This window comes from Pirellulaceae bacterium, assembly GCA_019636385.1.
GTDB lineage: Bacteria > Planctomycetota > Planctomycetia > Pirellulales > Pirellulaceae > Aureliella.
In genome coordinates, this window is record JAHBXT010000007.1 from 161,031 (window position 1) to 179,445 (window position 18,415).

The 18,415-nt window shown below is 54.3% G+C and carries 12 protein-coding genes; 6 read left to right on the top strand and 6 right to left on the bottom strand.

Features of this window, described 5'->3' with window-relative positions; genetic code table 11:
* The first annotated feature begins 276 nt into the window (after positions 1-276).
* Entirely contained in the window at positions 277-4,296 is a 4,020-nt protein-coding gene (locus tag KF752_20550; protein MBX3423955.1) for a hypothetical protein, read from the top strand.
* 179 nt (positions 4,297-4,475) lie between these two features.
* Positions 4,476-5,639 (top strand): LptF/LptG family permease, encoded by a 1,164-nt coding sequence (locus KF752_20555; protein MBX3423956.1) that lies wholly within the window; start codon positions 4,476-4,478, stop codon positions 5,637-5,639.
* Positions 5,640-5,655: 16 nt separating this feature from the next.
* Here KF752_20555 and KF752_20560 read toward each other — a convergent pair whose 3' ends face one another.
* The gene (locus KF752_20560; GenBank protein ID MBX3423957.1) at positions 5,656-6,273 is read right to left on the bottom strand and encodes a DUF4254 domain-containing protein; all 618 of its coding nucleotides are present in this window, start codon (positions 6,271-6,273) and stop codon (positions 5,656-5,658) included.
* A 214-nt stretch (positions 6,274-6,487) separates the two neighbouring features.
* Here KF752_20560 and KF752_20565 point away from each other — a divergent pair, with 214 nt between their 5' ends.
* Positions 6,488-7,624, top strand: a complete 1,137-nt coding sequence (locus tag KF752_20565) for a hypothetical protein (protein MBX3423958.1) — start codon at positions 6,488-6,490, stop codon at positions 7,622-7,624.
* Positions 7,625-7,680: 56 nt separating this feature from the next.
* Here the strand turns inward: KF752_20565 and KF752_20570 are convergent, their stop codons facing one another.
* Together KF752_20570 and KF752_20575 are read right to left on the bottom strand one after the other, a co-directional pair.
* Positions 7,681-9,111, bottom strand: a complete 1,431-nt coding sequence (locus KF752_20570) for a sigma-54-dependent Fis family transcriptional regulator (protein MBX3423959.1) — start codon at positions 9,109-9,111, stop codon at positions 7,681-7,683.
* Positions 9,102-10,550 (bottom strand): HAMP domain-containing histidine kinase, encoded by a 1,449-nt coding sequence (locus KF752_20575; GenBank protein ID MBX3423960.1) that lies wholly within the window; start codon positions 10,548-10,550, stop codon positions 9,102-9,104. Before KF752_20575 ends, KF752_20570 begins: the two co-directional genes overlap by 10 nt.
* A gap of 316 nt (positions 10,551-10,866) precedes the next feature.
* Between KF752_20575 and KF752_20580 the strand changes: the two genes are divergently transcribed.
* Positions 10,867-11,895, top strand: a complete 1,029-nt coding sequence (locus tag KF752_20580; GenBank protein ID MBX3423961.1) for a DUF1559 domain-containing protein — start codon at positions 10,867-10,869, stop codon at positions 11,893-11,895.
* Between the two features lie 105 nt (positions 11,896-12,000).
* Here KF752_20580 and KF752_20585 read toward each other — a convergent pair whose 3' ends face one another.
* Positions 12,001-12,555 (bottom strand): hypothetical protein, encoded by a 555-nt coding sequence (locus KF752_20585; protein MBX3423962.1) that lies wholly within the window; start codon positions 12,553-12,555, stop codon positions 12,001-12,003.
* Between the two features lie 343 nt (positions 12,556-12,898).
* On the opposite strand from KF752_20585, the gene KF752_20590 reads away from it, so the two are divergent.
* Together KF752_20590 and KF752_20595 are read left to right on the top strand one after the other, a co-directional pair.
* On the top strand, positions 12,899-15,595 hold the full coding sequence (locus KF752_20590; GenBank protein ID MBX3423963.1) for a PSD1 domain-containing protein: 2,697 nt from the start codon (positions 12,899-12,901) through the stop codon (positions 15,593-15,595).
* A gap of 24 nt (positions 15,596-15,619) precedes the next feature.
* Positions 15,620-17,080, top strand: a complete 1,461-nt coding sequence (locus tag KF752_20595) for a DUF1501 domain-containing protein (protein ID MBX3423964.1) — start codon at positions 15,620-15,622, stop codon at positions 17,078-17,080.
* A gap of 297 nt (positions 17,081-17,377) precedes the next feature.
* On the opposite strand, the gene KF752_20600 is transcribed toward KF752_20595, so the two are convergent.
* A complete protein-coding gene (locus KF752_20600) occupies positions 17,378-17,995 on the bottom strand; it encodes an IS630 family transposase (GenBank protein ID MBX3423965.1) in 618 nt (205 codons plus the stop codon).
* A complete protein-coding gene (locus tag KF752_20605) occupies positions 17,992-18,330 on the bottom strand; it encodes a transposase (protein MBX3423966.1) in 339 nt (112 codons plus the stop codon). The genes KF752_20600 and KF752_20605 overlap by 4 nt, the downstream gene beginning before the upstream one ends.
* Between the last annotated feature and the right edge of the window lie 85 nt (positions 18,331-18,415).

Genomic DNA, 18,415 nt, shown 5'->3' on the forward strand with positions numbered 1-18,415 from the left:
GCCCACCCATAGCCATTATTCGGTGCCGGCACAAAATTTGCACCTAGTGGCCAGTTCACCTGTCGGCGACCGTGTGCTGGAGCCGGTTTGACAGGGGCGGGCACCCTATATTCGTAACGCCAAAATTGCTCTGAAGTTCAATCTGTCTGGTTTTTTGTAGCAGTTCGAGGGCTGGGTGAATAAAATGCAACACAGCGCTGGCCGCCTGCGTATCAAACCACCCACAAGAGCTACTTCATAATTTCCGATCGCAACAAACTGTTCAGGTGATGATTTATGTCTGGCATTCCTAATTGCTTCACTTCTGGAATGGTTATTCGCTTTATCAAGTCGCTAGCGTTTATCGCGATACTCGCCTGGACTTCGTTGGCGTTTGCTGACCAAGGGGCTGCCAGTCGCTGGTCCACCTTTAACGAAGGTCAACATCAGCTCTATGCTCTATGCCTTCAGCCTGGCCAACAACAGGACTACGCGCGCCCCGACGGCTACGAAATAGCAGTGCTGTTTGACACCTCTGCATCGCAAACAGGTTGGATTCGTCGTGAAGCGCTCGAGGTACTGGAAGAGCTGGTTGCGACGCTACCGGTTGGGGCTCAGGTGGGACTGATTGCCTGTGATATTCAAGCGGTGCCGATGACAACCGGTCTGGTATCACCCAGCGATCCGGCTTGGCAACAAGCGCTGGAAAGACTTAGGCAGCGTGTCCCCTTGGGGGCTACCAATTTGTCAGGCGCGATTCGATCGGCGGCCGAATTGCTTGGCAACAAACCAACGATGCAGCGGACGATCATCTACCTGGGCGATGGCGTAAATCGTAGCCAGTTCTTAACACCGGGCGAGCATCGGATGTTAATTGACGATCTGGTTAGCCGACAGATCACGTTTTCGTCATTGGCCATTGGCCCGTTTACCGATGTTAATACCTTAGCAGCCATAGCCAATCACACCGGTGGTGTCCTCTACAATCGCGATGCGATAACCGAATCAACACAAGTGATTGGTCGCAATTTAGGACTTAGCACTGCGCTACCTGTGGTCTGGATTGAGAATGCCGAACTGCCGCGCGGAATTGCCAACCATTTCCCGCAGCGCTTTCCTCCGTTACGATTAGACCGGGATACGGTCGTGGTTGGTCAATTGGACGGTGATGTAGCCACGGGACAAGTCAAGTTGGTTGGCCTGGTTGCGGGACAACCGATTGAATTGAAATGGCAGGTGACCCCCGAGCCCAGTCACCCTGATATGGGTTTCTTGACGTCTGTGATCGACCGTGTTCGCTCTGATGGCGGGCTGAATTTGCCGGCACTGGGTTCCGATGGCCTGCGGTCGCTGAGCCATGCGTTGGCTGATGATGCTGTGTCGCTGATCAAGTCCGGAGAATTTGCGCTGCGATCCGGGCAGCCCGAAAGCGCTTTGCGAATTGCCGAAGAAGCGCTCAAGCGTGACCCCGAGAACCCCGCGGCCCTGCAACTTCGCAAGGCATCTCTCAAAGCAATCGACGCTGACGACAAGAGCATTCCTGTCGGCAAGCTGATGCAGTTCAATGGACCGGCAGCGGCAGATCGAGCACAATCTTCTCTGTTGTCGGAAACTCTGGCCGCCAGCGACTTATTGGCTCAGGAGCAGGAATTGCGACGCGCGGCTGCTCAAGCCATGCAGCAGCACGTTCGCCATCAGCTCGGCGATGCTCGCAAATTGTCGTCGCAAGATCCCACTGGCGTCAAAAATTCACTCAAGCTGTTGTTGGAAGAGGTCGATTCCACCACCGACGTCGATGCCGCCACCCGACAGCAATTGCGAGACCAAATCGGCTCGGCCATCGCCCAGGCTTCGCTACAGGAAGTCAAACTCCGACAACGGCTGGCCCAATCCGAAGTGGTACGAGCACAGGCTGATGCTGCCCAGCGGATTCTGAATGATACCAGGCGTAGCCAAGAATCACTGAAGCAGCTCGTCGAGCACTTCAACTATTTGATGGCTCAGCAGCGTTACTTGGAGGCCTCTAAGGATGTTTCTCCAGAAATTGAAAAGCAGGTGCCCGATTCGGTACTGGCTGTGGTGACTCGTGAAGAAAGCTCGCTGTTATCGAATCAAGCGCTGGTGATGGATGCATTTAAGCGCCGTGAGCAAGGCTTCATCGACGCCATGCGTGGTGTGGAAGAAGCAGCGGTACCGTTTGATGGCTATCCGTCACCGGTCATCTATCCGCCACCCGAAATCTGGCAAGCATTGTCGGCACGTCGCAAGGAGCGTTATAGTGCTGTCAGCTTATCCAGTGGCGACGACCAGGCGCGCGGAATTTATTCGGCGTTGAAACAGTCCACGAGCAACAATCAATTCAATGGACAACCGCTGTCGCAAGTGATTCAGGGCTTGGCAGATGAATTCAAGATTCCCATGTGGATGAATCTTGCCGAACTCGAGAACGATGGCATCGAACCTGACGCGCCAATCACCTTGGAATTGCCACCTATTTCCTTACGCAGCCTATTGCGATTGCTGTTGGAACCATTGAATCTAACGTACATCGTCCGCAATGAAGTGCTGGAGATTACCACACTCGCCAGTGTTGAAAAGGATCCTGTCACGCGCATCTATCCAGTTGGTGACCTAGTTGTCCCCAGAATGCCCATGGGTGGCGGGATGATGGGCGGCATGATGGGTGGCATGGGCGGCGGCATGATGGGTGGCATGGGCGGCGGTATGGGCGGCATGGGCGGCGGCATGATGGGTGGCATGGGCGGCGGTATGGGTGGCATGGGCGGCGGTATGGGCGGCATGGGCGGCGGTATGTTTGCCGTTCCCGACGACACCACCAAACAAGCCCCGACGGCTAAGCCTAAAACTACCGCGAGCACGGACCCGAAAACCTGGGTCAGGCTGTATGAAAAGGCTGATGATCAGGCAACCGACAAGCTCAACACGCGTGTGCAGACCGTCGTTCAGCAGTGTGTTGAAGTAGCCGAAGCCCATCTCGAAGCCGGGCAACTCGATAAAGCTCGTGACGCATTCGAGAAAGTTATTCAGTTAATCGGTGGCTTGCTGAGCGCTGGCTACCCACAGCCATGGATGTATCAGGCGCTGAGCCTGAGCATGGAAGCCTGCAATTATCCGGCTGAGGAAATCAAGCGTGTGCTGCTGAGTTCTATTGACTTTCAAGCCGACACGACTCAAGCCTTCCAGATCGCTCGGCATATGGCAAACAAGGGCATGAAGCGCGACGCACTGCAACTGTTGCGTGACATCGCGCACGTCGAACCGCTGCGGTACGATGTGTTCGCTTTAGCACTTCCACTGGCCAAAGAAACCGGTGATGTCGAGGCGCTGCGGTGGGTTTGTACGGGCATTCTGAGTAAGGCTTGGCCCAAAGAACATGCTTCACTGTTTGATGACGCACAGATGCTGGCGCAGGCTACGCTCATACGCATGTCCAAAGAAGGGCGTGTTATTGAATCAACCGCTCTGGAACAAGAGATTCATCAATCTTTACAACGCGATATTATTGTGCGCGTTAATTGGACTGGCCAAGCCGATCTTGATCTGCGCGTCCGCGAACCAGGGGGTACGATTTGTTCGTTGGCCAACCCAGTGACGCTCAGCGGCGGCACACTGGTTGGGGATGCTTCCGGCCTGAACGAAAAGCCGCAGTTGGAGGGATTCTCCGAATACTACGTGTGCTCACAAGGCTATAGCGGACAGTACGATATCGTGATTCGTCGCGTATTAGGCGAAGTATCGGGTGGCAAAGCGACTGTAGAAATCTACACCGACTATGGAACCCCGGAACAACAGTTTGCTTCACAAGTGGTGGACCTGAGCCAGAAAGATGCATTAATTCAAGTTGTCGTCAAGAATGGACGTAGACAGGAACCAATTGCTGATACACAGTTGGCTGCTGTGAGAACAAAGCAACTGGCAACTAGCCGAGCTGTACTTGGTCAGATATCGGCAGGAGGAGCTTCCGCAGACAGCAGCGCCAGCAACTACAACTATTTTCGCCAATTGCAATTGCGCAATGCGCTTATCAACGGCCTTGGCTTTCCCGCAGGCCGCGGCGCCGTTGGCTATACACCAGTCATTACCACGCTTCCCGAAGGTGCCAACCTGTCTACAACGGGTGTCGTTTCCCCAGATCGACGCTATGTCCGACTGTCTCCTACGCCGTTTTTTACCGGCATTGGCGAAATCTTCACCTTTAACTTTGTAACCGGAGAATCGGGGGCGGGCGGTGCTGGGATTGGTGGGGGCAATACGGGTGGTGGAGGGATCGGTGGTGGAGGCGGCGGAATCTTCTAATTCTGCCTGCGGCTGTAAAATTTGGGTTGCAATTTGCAAGAATCATAGCCGCGAATTAGCCCTAGCAAATGCTGGCAATTGACGCTGTCATGGGAACCGCTGGAAGAAGCCTTGCGATGTGAGCGTGTAATTTGCGAAACTGCGGTAAACTGCATCGCATCTCGCATGGCCCGCCGACAATGCTACTGACTCGCATCGATCGCTATCTACTGCTACTTTATTTTCGCATCCTGCTGATCTGCTTTGTGTCGATTGCGGGCTTGATGATCGTCATTCATTTGTTCAGCAACTTGGATGACTTTGATCGACACGCCCAACAACAGCAAACGTCAGTACTGACAACGCTAGCCGGCTATTATGGCCCATTTTCGTTATCTGTATTCGAACGAGTCAGCGCGATGCTGGCGCTTTTGGCCTTGTTGTTTACGATCGGATGGATCAATAAGACAAATGAACTGACCGCGCTACTCGCGGCAGGTATTACCAAACGCCGTGTGGCTCGGCCACTGCTGGCAGCCTCGTTTTGCGTAATCGCCAGTGCTGCGGTGCTGCGGGAGACGGCCATTCCGCGCTACCAAGACCGGCTGGACCGCAAGCCCAGTGATTTGACCGGTGATTTGCCACGACCTATTCGACCGGCCTATGATCCGCAAACAGTAACTCTCATTCACGGTCGCCATCTTGTGCCGGTGCGGCATGAAATCGTGGATATTCATCTGAAGATTCAAGGCGGACCGTTGCTCGACGGAATCGGAAACAAGCTGCTCGCGAACCTGGGGACCTACCTCGAAGCCACAGTCGAACATCCTGCAGGCTATCTACTAAGCGGCGTTCACCTGCCGCGCAACATCGACTCGCGGCCATCGGTCTACGATCCCATCACTCAATCACCATTGCTGTTGACTCGGCACGATCACCCGTGGCTGGAGCCCGGTAGCTGCCTGTTTGTCAGCACGGTGGGCTATGAAACGCTGCGAGGCGGCAATACCTGGCAACAATTCGCCTCCACACCGGAATTAATCACTCAACTGAAGGCCGAAAGACTACCGCTGGCCGGCAATGATTTACGTGTTAGCATTCATCAGCGACTGGTTCGGCCTGCGATCGACTGGACGGTGCTGCTCTTGGGAATTCCTGTACTTCTATCGCGTCCCGATCGCCACATGTTTTGGCTAGCGGGAGTCAGCATTGGCATGGTCGGCGGCTTTACGGCAGTGGTCATGGGACTGGCCGCAATTGGGTCGACCGGCTATCTGCTGTCGCCACAATTGGCCGTGTGGCTACCGTTGTTAGTCTTTCTGCCATGGGGTTGGGCCAAGACCCACCAAGCCCTGGAAACTTAGTAAACGACAGGCTCCCCTAACTCGATTTGTACAGAAATGGATTGAGCGTACAATCGTTGTACATCTTCAACTGACGATAGGTCTGATGCCGCTTTCGCCCCTGCTGCATATCACACAACAGCTCGTCGAGAGACTGCGCCAAATCGGCTTGCTGCCTCCGGCAGATTTCGATGCGTTTGCGAACCATCTGCCGGTGTTGTTCATCGGCATCTAACCGCTCCAATTGCTTTTCATAATGGTAGATTCTGAGCGCCATAATGCTCAACCGATCAACGACACTGCCTGGCGTTTCGGTGTTCAACCTCGCACCAGGACCGGCAACAATGCCTGCTGCGGCTAGTCTCTCGGCAAGCCAGTCATCCAGCTTTTCGATGTAGTCGTTGCGCAATTGATTCAACCTGTCAATGTTGCGCTTGACTTGCGCAATTTCGCTATCGGAAGCGATTGGACTGCGTGCCTGGTCTTCCCAGTGCCACAACTCAAAGTTGTACCGATGCTGCTGACACACCAAGCCCAAATAACCCGTGTCGGAGTTACCCATCGGTGCGGTCTGCCAGGCTCGCACCATCCGCGCGTGCAACTCTAGCACTTGACCGACATCGATCAACGGCTTGGCAACAGCGGCATCATTCATCGCCTATTACTCGCTAGCATTAATTGCCACTCGTCGTGCAAATGCCGCCAAACGGAAGCGACCTCAGCAACGTGGATTGTAGCTATCAAAACCTAGGTAGCCTAGCGCAGGGTTTAGGGCATCGCTACACTCTGCCTCATTTTACTCAAACATTCATGGGGGGAACGACCGATACAACCCGCAGGAAATGTTGCCGCCGATTAAGGATTCAATTATGCGACGATTTGAACTGGCTCTACTTGGTTTGTTGCTTTTGCCTGGCGGTGCGTTGCAGGCTCAGAATGGCAATTTTGTACCCGGACATGGCGTCGAACTGGACAATGTGGGCGACGATTTTGAAGATCCAAACTGGAAGTACATTTTTAATGAACCCAAGAGTACAGAAGAGAACAATGAGCAGCAAAACCTACCACTTGGCAAGTCAGCCAATGGACGCTGGTTCGAAGGTGCCAAGCGTGGGCAACCCGATGTCGTTGAGCGCATCGATACGCCACCTGGGGGCTTGCCCGGCAGCTTGGGTTCACTCTTGCTGCAATCCCTGCATACCGGCATCCCGAATCGACCAAGTCACAAGATGCAGCAAGAAGATTTCATCTTAAACATTCAGTATCGCACGGGCGGTACCATTCCCATCAGCAAGAATCCGAGTGTCACGACGCGCGTCTACATGCCACCGATCGACCAGTGGGATCGCCGCAGCGGCACTCACTTTACCTTTCGTGTAGCCCTTGAAACCACCAAGACAGTTCCTGGCAAGATACTGGTCTTCACCACCAAAAAAGAGAACGAAGTCTATTGGCCAGGCTTGTTCGTGTGCCTGGAACCCAAGGAACTGACCAAGCGCGCCGAAGATCGCATTTTTTTCCGAATTCGTTCTAACGGCAATGGCGGCGACATGCCGGGGCCCGAGATTACCACGCTCGGTTGGTGGACGATGGGGCTAGCTGTTTCAGCCAATGGAGCCGTCCACTATTACGCCAAGCCCGGTGTAGAGGACTTGACTGCCGAAGATCATATCGCAACGCAGTATCCTTACGGCTACCGCGCCGAACGATTTCGATCGGCCTTCTTTAACGTAGTCAATGGCGACAATGGAAGAGATTGGACTGCACCTTGGATCATTGACGACACGCGAGTCTACCTAGGTACCGGCCCCAGCCAATTGGCGCGGACCGCTCCGACGGCAAGTAATCCGGCAGCACGGGTTGCTAGACAATCCACAACTCCTGCTCGACAATCCACACCTCCTGCTGCACCTGTCACGTCCAATCGTAACGCACTACAGGCCGGCGACAGCGACAGCGACGAAGGAGCCCCTGCTGACTCGGCTGATTTGGATTATTTTCGATAGCCACGCTAACACCAGCGGCTCGTTCACCCTGGGCGGCGTTGTGGTCAGCGAACTATTCACTCAATCCCATATCGTTTCAAGCGCTCGCGCAAAGTTGCCCGATGAATACCCAAGATTTCAGCGCTGGTCGACCGATTGCCCTTCACAGCCTCAAGAACGGCTCTTAATACGAAGGGCTCCGAGGCTTCCAAGAACCGCTCGTATAAGTCAATCGGATGTTGTGGTGATTTGTTGCCAGCGGCTGGTGATGGTTCAAGTTGCCTCGCCACCCATGTCTGAATAGCTTCCTCAAGTCCTGTTTCGCCCTGACTCTGTCTCAAGACTGGGTTGACTTGAAAATCGCTGAGGTCCAGTTTTCGATTGCGGGCAAGGACCGCTGCCCTGGCAACAGCATTGCGAAGCTCTCGAACATTACCCGGCCAGGGCCAGGTCTTGAGTTCATCGAGCACCGCTGAGTTGATCCATTGCTCAGGCGGCGAATATCCGGCCAGTTTGAGAAAGTGAAAAACCAGCATTTCGATATCTTCCAATCTCTCTCGTAGCGGCGGAATCTCAATGACTACGGCGCTCAACCGATAAAGCAAATCCTCGCGAAATCGACCTTCAGCCACGGCCTGCCGCAGATCTTTGTGTGTAGCGGCCAAGATGCGCACGTCACAGCTCCGCCAGCGACTATCTCCTACGCGACAGAGGTTTTTTTGCTCCAAGACTCTGAGTAATTTCACTTGCGATTCCAGCGGCAGCTCACCGATTTCATCCAACAAAATGGTGCCACCGTGAGCAATCTCAAATACCCCAGGTCGATCATCCATTGCCCCAGTAAATGCTCCTCGAACATGCCCAAATAGCTCGCTTTCCAGCAGTGCCGGACTGTACGTCGCAGGTGCAATGGCAATATACGGCCGGCCTTGTCGAGCACTGTATTGGTGAATCGCCTGAGCGACCAATTCCTTGCCTGTCCCTGTCTCACCAGTGATCAAGATCGATAAGTCAGAATCAGCTACTAACGCAATTTGATGAAACAACTTCTGCATAGCTGCCGATTTTCCTATCAAACGGTTTTCGGGCAGCTCGTGTCCAGATTCTGTGCCATTTGCCGTTGAAGTCACGGGCGTTTCTAAGGACTCTCTACGAATGGCTCGCTGGCAGGCCGCGAGCGCATCAGACAGTCGAAAGGGTTTGTGCAAGTAATCCACGGCCCCGCCGTCCATAGCAGCGACCACCGTTTCCAAATTTCCGTGAGCCGTCATTATGATGATTGGCGCATTGTCAGTAGCTGCGCGCAACGGTTCGATCAACTCCAAGCCGCTGCTGTCGGGTAATCGCACATCTAGCAACACCAATCCAACCGGCCGATGCTTCTTAGCAGCAGTCAATCCGGCCTCAGCTGTACCAGCAGTCACCACCTCCATGTCGATGGATTGTAAGAGCTTCTTGAAACCCCAACAGATACTGGGCTCGTCATCGATCACCAAGGCTACGGACATGGAGCTGTCGCCGCTTTCTCAACGTGAAATGTAAGCTCAAAAACTGTGCGCTGGTCACGCCTGATCCAAGTGACTCGACCGCCAAGTGACTCGGCGGCCCGCTGGACCAACGCCAGGCCAAGCCCCAATCCGTCGACTTTAGTCGTCACAAACGGATCGAACAAAGTATCCCATATTGCAGGGTCAGGCCCAGGCCCATCATCAGTCACTGATACAACGGCACATCGAGAAGACGAGTGTACGTCACCGGAGACACTAATCTGCTTACCTGCCGCAATTGCGTTCCAAATCAAATTGCCGATAGCAGCCATTAAAGTTAAACCATCGTTGACGATAAAATTCGCGAGTTGCTCCGGCAAGTGCCATTGAATGTTTGCACCGCGGTGGGCGGCGGTAGCAGACAACGTTGTCTGCAGAGTTTGGAAACACTCTGCCAGCACCATTGGCTGAGGCCGGTGCGTGTCATTGCGGCAGGCAAGCAATATCCGTGAAACGTATTGCTCGGCTTGTTCAACCTGTGCCACAGCAACCGAAAGTGGGTCGAGCTCCTCTGGGAGACTCGCTACTTCGCCCCGTTTGTCTGATGCTCCGGAAGTTGTAGCTTGAGCTAGTTCGACGGCCATTCTAGCACCCGTCAGCGCGTTACGCAGATTATGCGCTAACCCGCTAGAAATTTGATGCAGTAATTGCTCGCTGTGCCAGCGACGGAATTTCTTCCACATTTGATCAAGCTGCTGCGCCATGCCGGCTACGTCACGCGCCAAATCACCTAGTTCATCTTGGCTATCAATCGAAACTGGAGTGAGAAAATTGCCACGAGCAATCAGATTCACATCTGCCTGCAATCGACCTACACGCCGCGCCCAGCGACTGGTGACCATTAGTGAAATTGCAACCATACAGGCAATCGTTAATAATCCAACGATCAATGGAGCCGAAATTGCGCGGCGAATCGCCGCGCGGCGACTTGAGTCATCCACGATGACCACCACCTCCTGGACCGCGTTGTGCTCACGCAAGTCGCTACCAGAGCTCCTTTGAAAACGCGCTGCGCGATACCAATGTTCACCCAGACGAATTGAGGCAATGAGGCCTGAATCTGCATAGCGGGGAATACTCGTAAGCAACTCCCGGTCGGGCTGTTCCGCTGGCTCAATTGGCACATCCGGCTTGGCTCGAATCGGCCGGCCTGCAAGAACGACGCCGTCGCTAGATGTGGTAAACCAAGTAGCTGAAGTCAAACTGCCAAGCATGCTGAGCACGGTTGGGTTGAGCGGGAAATTGGATCGCTGAATCATCAACTCGATCGCAGCGTATCGATCATGCAATTCCGCCTCGGTACTGCTAACAGCCAGCCAATACGACGCTAGCGTCACGGCGATGGTCGTCACCAACGCTGCCAGGAGTATCGGAACAGTCAGCTTTCGGCTCAATGACATAGTCCTAATACCGTAGGTGTCACCGGCCTTTCTGAGTAGCTGCCACGCTGGCTAGTGACAGAATTTTCACCAAGTTGCTGGAAAAACCGCCAATTTCTAGCGTGCCATCGTTGGCGGTACCCTTAGTAACAGGGCGTGCACTGTCGAAGAACTTCAGCGAGAATGGCCGGTGCTGCATCAACTGTCGGCAGACATGCGCAAATCCGCTAGCCTGGTCCGTGTTTTGCTGCGGCGATCAGAGAAGCAACATGTTAGCAGGCAATGTTGACCTGCAACCAGTGGAGTCGAGTGATTGGAAAGATAGGAGATCGGTCCTTTGCAAATACAACTCCCGACCAGAAGCGCATTTACGCTGGTTGAGCTGTTGGTAGTGATTGCGATTATCGGCCTGCTGGTTGGTTTACTACTGCCCGCAGTACAAGCCGCTCGTGAAGCGGCTCGCAGATTAAGTTGCCAGAACAACCTAAAGCAAATCTCGTTGGCGGCATTGAATCATGAATCAGCTCTCGGATACTTTCCACCGTCGGCGATTATCCACACGGTGGGAGCGGTCAATACCAATAATTCTTGGTCAATTCACGGACGGCTCTTGCCTTATTTGGAACAAGGCAACCTGTACAACCAAGTCGATCTCAATACCAGCTGGGACAATCAAGCGGCGATTGGCGGCCTGAAGATTGCAACCTATTCGTGTGCGTCAGATCCTAATGCAGATGTCCCTCGTGACATGAGTCCTAAATTAGCCAATCCACTCTATCCAACGAATTACGGGTTCAATTTTGGCAGTTGGCTTATCTATGATCCGCGAACCGATTCGATCGGAGACGGCGTGTTTGGTCCCAATGCAGGAATTGGAATGCGAGATCTGATCGATGGGTCCAGTCAGACGCTAATGGTGGCGGAAGTCAAAGCCCAGCAGTTCTATGGCCGCAACGAGCCGGTACTCGGTGGCTGGGCGATACCAGCAGCCAACGCGGCAGCAGTCGCAGCCCGAGTTCCACAAACCTTCGCGTGGTGCCGACCCAATGGGCATACCGAATGGCCTGACGGCCGAGTGCATCACCAAGGCTTTACAACCGGCTTGACGCCGAACGGCAAATTGGTGCTCGCCAATGCGCAGAATCTCTGCCCAAACGGAGTCAGCATCGACTACACCTCTCGCCAGGAAGCCACGAGTGCCACCGAGGCCACCTATGCGGTCATTACATCTCGCAGCTTCCACGCTGGCATGGTCAATGTGGCTCTCATGGACGGTTCAGTCCGGTCATTTGGCGACCGGACTGAACTGACAACTTGGCGAGCCCTCGGAACGCGAGCTGGCAGCGAAATAGTTCAGGCGGACTGAAGTCAAATCTAGATTTCCTGGGGCATTCGTTATCGAATCCTGAAAACTTGTCGTGCGAGTGGTCCTACAGCCGGCGACGATCTGGACTACTTCCGTTGATCGCGCTCAGTAGTCATCATTAACTTGCGCTGCTTGCCAAAGTTTGTCGAATGTATCGGCGACGTATGGACTCAGTTTGGCTGCGAAGGTCCGAGGCAACCGGTTGACACGAATCAACTGCACAACATCGGCCAAGTATTGAATTCGGTGTCTGGCTGAGATACCGATCGCAATTCTCAGCTCTAACAGTGCCTCCAAAATGACATGGTGCACTCCATCAGCGCTAATCCAGCTGACTTTTTCGGGCACTGGAAATACCGCCGGCTTAGGCACTCCATCTCTGGGATAATCACCGGCGATCAAGACGTCCATATTCACATTGGTGGTAGCGTCGCGAAGATACTTGGAGCCCTCGAACTTGTCCACCCAACCAAGTCCTCCGAATCGCAGTTTAAATCTCTGCAAGTCTTCACGGCGAGTCAATATATGTACTTCAGCCTTAGTTCGCTGTTGTCCCTGTGCGTTGGCTGCCATCTCTCCCGCGATAACAATTGGAAGGTCCCAATCGCTCATCGCCTTTACCAACCCACACATGGTATTGTGAATAGACGACTTTGACATGAAAAACTGATCTACCCGCTGGGCAACGTCGAGAATTGACTCACTTCTCATACGAGTACTCTGCCTTGGACCGCTGGAAGCTGCGGCCTCTAAAGCATTTCAAGTACGGACGAAGGAATACTGCGATCGCCAGTGCAGCCCCAAGAGCTTGGCGTTAAATACGTCGCCTTCCCATTAGTCTCGGTTTCTCATGATATACTGATATACTATTGGCTGGACCCACGAATTCCGTCATTTTGAATTGCTTCGCCACATGCCTTTTGTCAAACCAACTGCTGCATCTTCTCTTGGACTGCGAACTCAAGCGGAGTTCTGGTTTTGTGCACGATTGTTGCTCGTGGGCATGCTGGTCTTCGCCAAGATGGCAGAGGCAACATTATCTGGAGTGCAGGCTGGTGAATTTGAAGATTCTGTGGAGCCAATTCTGCGCGGCAAGTGCTTCGAGTGCCATGCAGGAGAAGATCCGCAAGGCGGTCTGCGGTTGGATCGGCTGGCCAGTCTCCTCAGTGGTGGCGATTCGGGAGAACCGGCGGTTGTGCCTGGCAAGCCCAACGACAGCTACCTAATCAAAATGATCATCGGCGGGGTCGCCGATCGCTCGATGCCGCCCGATGATCCTCTGAGCGCTGATGAAATTTCAGTGATGCGCCAATGGATCGCAGCCGGTGCGCCAACTCCAGACAGTTACGGTCCTCCAGAGGAGCAGGCCGAGTTGAAACACTGGTCCTTTCAACCTCTTTCGCGGTCGACCAGTCACAATTCAATCGACGCTTTCATCCATCAAAAACTGGACGAGCATTCGCTGTCCGAATCGCCCGTGGCTGATCGAAGGACTCTCATTCGACGATTGTATTTGGTAATGCACGGCTTGCCGCCAACACCAGAGCAAGTCGATCAATTCGCGCTTGACCCAGCACCCGACGCTTGGCAGCAACTGGTCGATCGTGTCCTGGAAAGCCCACGTTTTGGCGAAGCTTTCGCCACGCTGTGGTTGGACCTGGTCCGCTTCAGCGAAACGGACGGGTTCGAAACCAACCGCGAACGTCCCACTGCGTGGCACTATCGCGACTGGGTGATACGAGCATTCAACGAAGATATGCCCTACGATCAATTCATTCGCCAGCAGATTGCCGGAGACCAGCTCGATCAACCTCTGGGAACCGGATTCCTGGTGGCTGGACCACATGACATCGTCAAAGGACAAGATGCAAAACTAGGACTCGTCCAGCGCATGAACGAACTGGACGACATGATCGGTGCCACCGGCACAACATTCCTGGGCATGACGCTGGCCTGTGCACGCTGCCATAATCACAAATTTGATCCTATCAGCCAGCGTGACTATTACGCCCTGCAGGCGATATTCGCTGGCGTGCATCACGGTCAAGCACCTGTGCAACCGACCGCGCAACAGCAGCAACAATTGGACAATCTCGATCTGACAATTCGTCAGCTTGAAGAACAGTTGCGAGAATTCAAGACCAACAATCTGCGAGAACCCGTCACCGCATCCTTGAATGTTGAACTCTTCCCATCTCGGCTGGCGCGCCGTGTGCGAATGACCATTCATGGCACGAACACTGGCCAGCCGTGCATCGACGAACTGGAAATCTTTTCCGGCCAGCAGAATGTGGCTCTGGCCAGTCGCGGAGCCGTAGCCAGCTCATCCGGTGATTTTGAACATCCATTTCATCAGCTCGCGCACATCAACGACGGCCTATACGGCAATCAACACAGTTGGATCGCCTCGCAAGAATCGGGGGCGTGGTTACAGATCGAATTTCCTGAACCTGTCGAGATCGATCGCATCCAGTGGGCTCGCGATCGCAACCAGCAGTACCAGGACCGGGTGGCGATTGACTATGAATTTGAATCCGCGCTTGCAGCTGGTCAGTGGCAGCCATTAACTTCATCGACAGATCGCCAACCGTTTGGAGAGTCGTCAGAGGATCGTTACGACCTTTCCGGGGCCTCTCGCCAGCAGGCCCGGGACGGTCGGGCAGCGCTCAGGAACCTCAAGCAAGCTCGCAAGGAACGGCAAAAACTGATCGACACCTGCGTGGCCTGGACCGGCACTTTCCAACAGCCCGCAGCCACCTTCAGATTGTATCGCGGTGAACCCGAGCAGCCGCGTGAGCAAGTTGCTCCGGGCGGACCTGCAGCACTTGCAGAATTTCAGTTGCCCACAGATTCAGCAGAGGCTGGGCGGCGGCTGGCGCTGGCGGATTGGTTGGCTGATCCCAACAATCCGTTGACACCGCGGGTGATTGTCAATCGAATTTGGCAATTCCATTTTGGAACGGGAATTGTGGAGACGGCTAGTGACTTTGGTCACAACGGAGCCGCTGCCAGTCATCCGGAACTTTTGGATTGGCTGGCTCAGAGCTTAATTGCCTCGGGCTGGTCCCTCAAGTCGGTGCATCGACACATACTGCTGTCGCAAACCTGGCAACAAAGCAGCCTCCCGCAAGCCGCCGCTGTCAGCAAAGACGCCGGCTCTCGCCTGCTATGGCGATTTCCCCCGCGACGACTGCAGGCCGAAGCGATCCGCGACTGCATTCTGGCAGCCTCCGGTAAACTCGATGTGCAGTCTGCGGGGGGCCCAGGCTTCAGCGCCTTCGATGTCGACATGGAAAACGTGCGGCACTACCATCCGCGCAAACAATTTGGTCCGGATCAATGGCGACGCATGATCTATATGACGCGCGTACGACAAGAGAAAGACGATTTGTTTGGCAGCTTTGATTGCCCAGACGGCGGTATGAGCGTAGCCAAACGCGGACACAGCACGACGCCGCTACAGGCGCTGGCACTGCTGAATCACCCGTTTATGTCGCAACAGTCGGAATTTTTAGCAGAGCGCCTGGCACAGTCCAGTTCGCAGTTAGATCGACAGATCGAGCTAGCCTGGCAGTGGTGCTATCAACGCCCCCCGACGCCGGACGAGCTGGCCGAGGCCGGGCGGTTTATCGCGCAGCATGGCTTGCAACAATTTGCTCGTGCGCTGCTGTGTACAAACGAGTTTTTGTTCATCCTGTAGACTGACTATTTCAACATAATACCCATGAATTCGTTGCTTGACCGCCGGCGTTTTCTATCCAACTCGATGAGTGGCTTAAGCTGCATTGCGCTAGCCAGTTTATTGCAGCAGGATCGACTGTTGGCAGAGCCATCCTCTGGCGCACCGATCATCGATCCTGCGCGACCCTATGCGGCGCGTCCGCCACATCACCCTGCAGCCGCTCGCCAAGTGTTGGTAATCTATTGTTCGGGGGCAGTTAGTCAAATCGATACGTTCGACTACAAGCCTGAATTGATCCGCCGAGATGGCCAGCCACTACCTGGTGCGGAAGACTTGCTGACGTTTCAAGGCGCTCAAGGCATGTTGACTCGCAGCCCTTGGGCCTTCAAACCGCGCGGCCAGTGCGGCAAGATGATTTCTGATCTGTTGCCGGAGATCGCCGAATTGGCTGACGACATGTGTTTTATCCATTCGCTGACCAGCAAGACCAACACGCACGGCCCCGGTGAAAACTTTATGTCCACCGGCAATATCCTGGAAGGATATCCCAGCTTGGGTGCCTGGACAACTTGGGCTCTGGGGTCTGACAACGATCAACTGCCTGCCTACATCGCCATCTCGGATCCACGCGGCACGCCGCAATCGAGCATTAATAATTGGGGAGCCGGTTATTTACCCGCCGCCTATCAGGGCACCGAACTGAGCGCCGTCAAACCGCTCAGCAATCTGGCTCGACCCGAAAATGTGTCGGCCAGTACCGACGCACAGACCCGGCGCTTCATCGACCGACTTAACACGCTTCATCAGGAGCGTTATCCTGGCGACAGTGAGTTGGCCGCCAGAATCTCCAGCTACGAACTGGCAGCACGCATGCAGTTGAGCGTACCGACTATCACCGATCTATCGACCGAGACGCAAGGCACACTACGCGACTACGGAGCCGATGACAGCAACCAACCTGTGCGTCAGCAATTCGCCCGCAATTGTTTATTAGCGCGGCGATTGATCGAACAAGGCGTGCGCTTCGTGCAGCTCTTTAACGGGGCCTATCAAACCGGCGGCGAAGGCGTTAGCAATTGGGACGGACACAAACTTTTGCACGACCAGTATTTGATTCATGGACACGTTTTTGACGGTCCTGTGGCCACTCTGTTGCGAGACATGAAACAGCGCGGTCTGCTGGAACACACGTTGGTTGTCTGGATGACCGAATTTGGGCGCATGCCTACGTTTCAGCAGGGAGCCAGCGGTCGCGATCACAATCCCGACGGCTTCACCGCCTGGATGATGGGCGCTGGTGTCAAAGCGCCCGTCAGCTATGGTGCAACCGATGAATTCAGCTACCGCGCCACCGAAAACGTACGCACCGTCTACGACTTCCATGCCACCATCCTGCACCTGCTGGGACTCGACCACGAGCGGCTAACCTACTACCATAACGGAATGCATCGCCGCCTGACCGACGTCCACGGAACAGTCATTCGAGAGATTCTAGCGGGCTAGTTTGGCATGCGAGCAGGAGAACTAATTGCCGGATGAACTGGCGACATCAATCACGCAGACTTGCCCCATTGGTATCTGCCAGATTCTTCCGAGAAGATGCAATTCCTCTACGATGAATCCCGCCGGCTTGCCCAGCCTGGATCGTTCGACTTCTGGCTAGCCCCTTGGTGCCTATTGCTTGCCCAACTCAATTGGCTGAGGCCCCTGGTGACACGCGATGCATAGCGGAGACAGTTTGCAACCTGGGGCGAACAGGCGGGACTGAAGCGATGAAGCTGATGGATGCTAGAGCAGACCTCAAGTAGTTGTAGCGGCTGTATTCTTCAGGCGATATCCGGCATGGATAATGTAGTTGAGGCATTCCTTCGGATGGAATCGGTCGACCAGTTTGCCAACTGCGTTCCAGAGGGCTTGGACGGTCCGGGTCGCCTCGCTTCGAATCAGCCACTTTAGTTTACTGTAGAGATTTTCGATCGGGTTCAGGTCGGGCGAGTATGGGGGAAGGTAGCGAACCTCGGCGCCAACCGACTCGATGGCTTCGACGACTCCGGCGACTTTGTGCGCCGAGAGATTGTCCATGACGACAATGTCTTTATAGCGAAGCTCTTTGCAGAACTGCTGTTTTATCCAAGCTAGAAAGACCGAACCGTTCACCGGCCCATCAATGACCAATGGAGATACGATTCCTTCGGATCGTAGTCCCATCAATACAGTCGTGGTTTTCCAATGGCCGTGGGGGATCATTTCGATGATTCGCTTGCCCGGGAGGGCTCTACCTCGCAAGCGTGACATATTTGTTTTTGCCCAAGTCTCATCCAGAAAGACAAATCGCCTTGCGTCCAGGTGTGGCACCGAACGACGCCATCGCAGCCGCTTCTCTGCTACATCAGGCCGCTGCTGCTCGGCCGCCGTCAATGTCTTTTTTTAAATCGATAGTTCAAACGACGAACAAAGCGGTCGACGGTTTGATGCGAGATGCAAAGCGGAAGTAATGCCGCGATTTCCTTGGCCGTTCGATCCGGCTGTTCCTCGACAATTCTCACGAGCTCCTCTTCGTGTCCGTGTAGTTTGGGAAGCGGGCCGTGTCTTTGCTCACGAGCACCGATTTGACCTGTTTCACGACGGCGTTGCTTGAGCCTTCGAATCCAAGCGGTCGACACGTCAAACAATTCGGCAACTTCCGTCGTTCCCAACCCTGAATCACAGGCCTTGAGTACACGAATTCTCAAATCCATCGAATAAGCACGCATTTGGCCACCTCCTTGGGCAAAATGTATTAAAGCAAATCCGCTACATCCGACGCTACATCAATTCGAGGTCTGCTCTAGTCGCTCT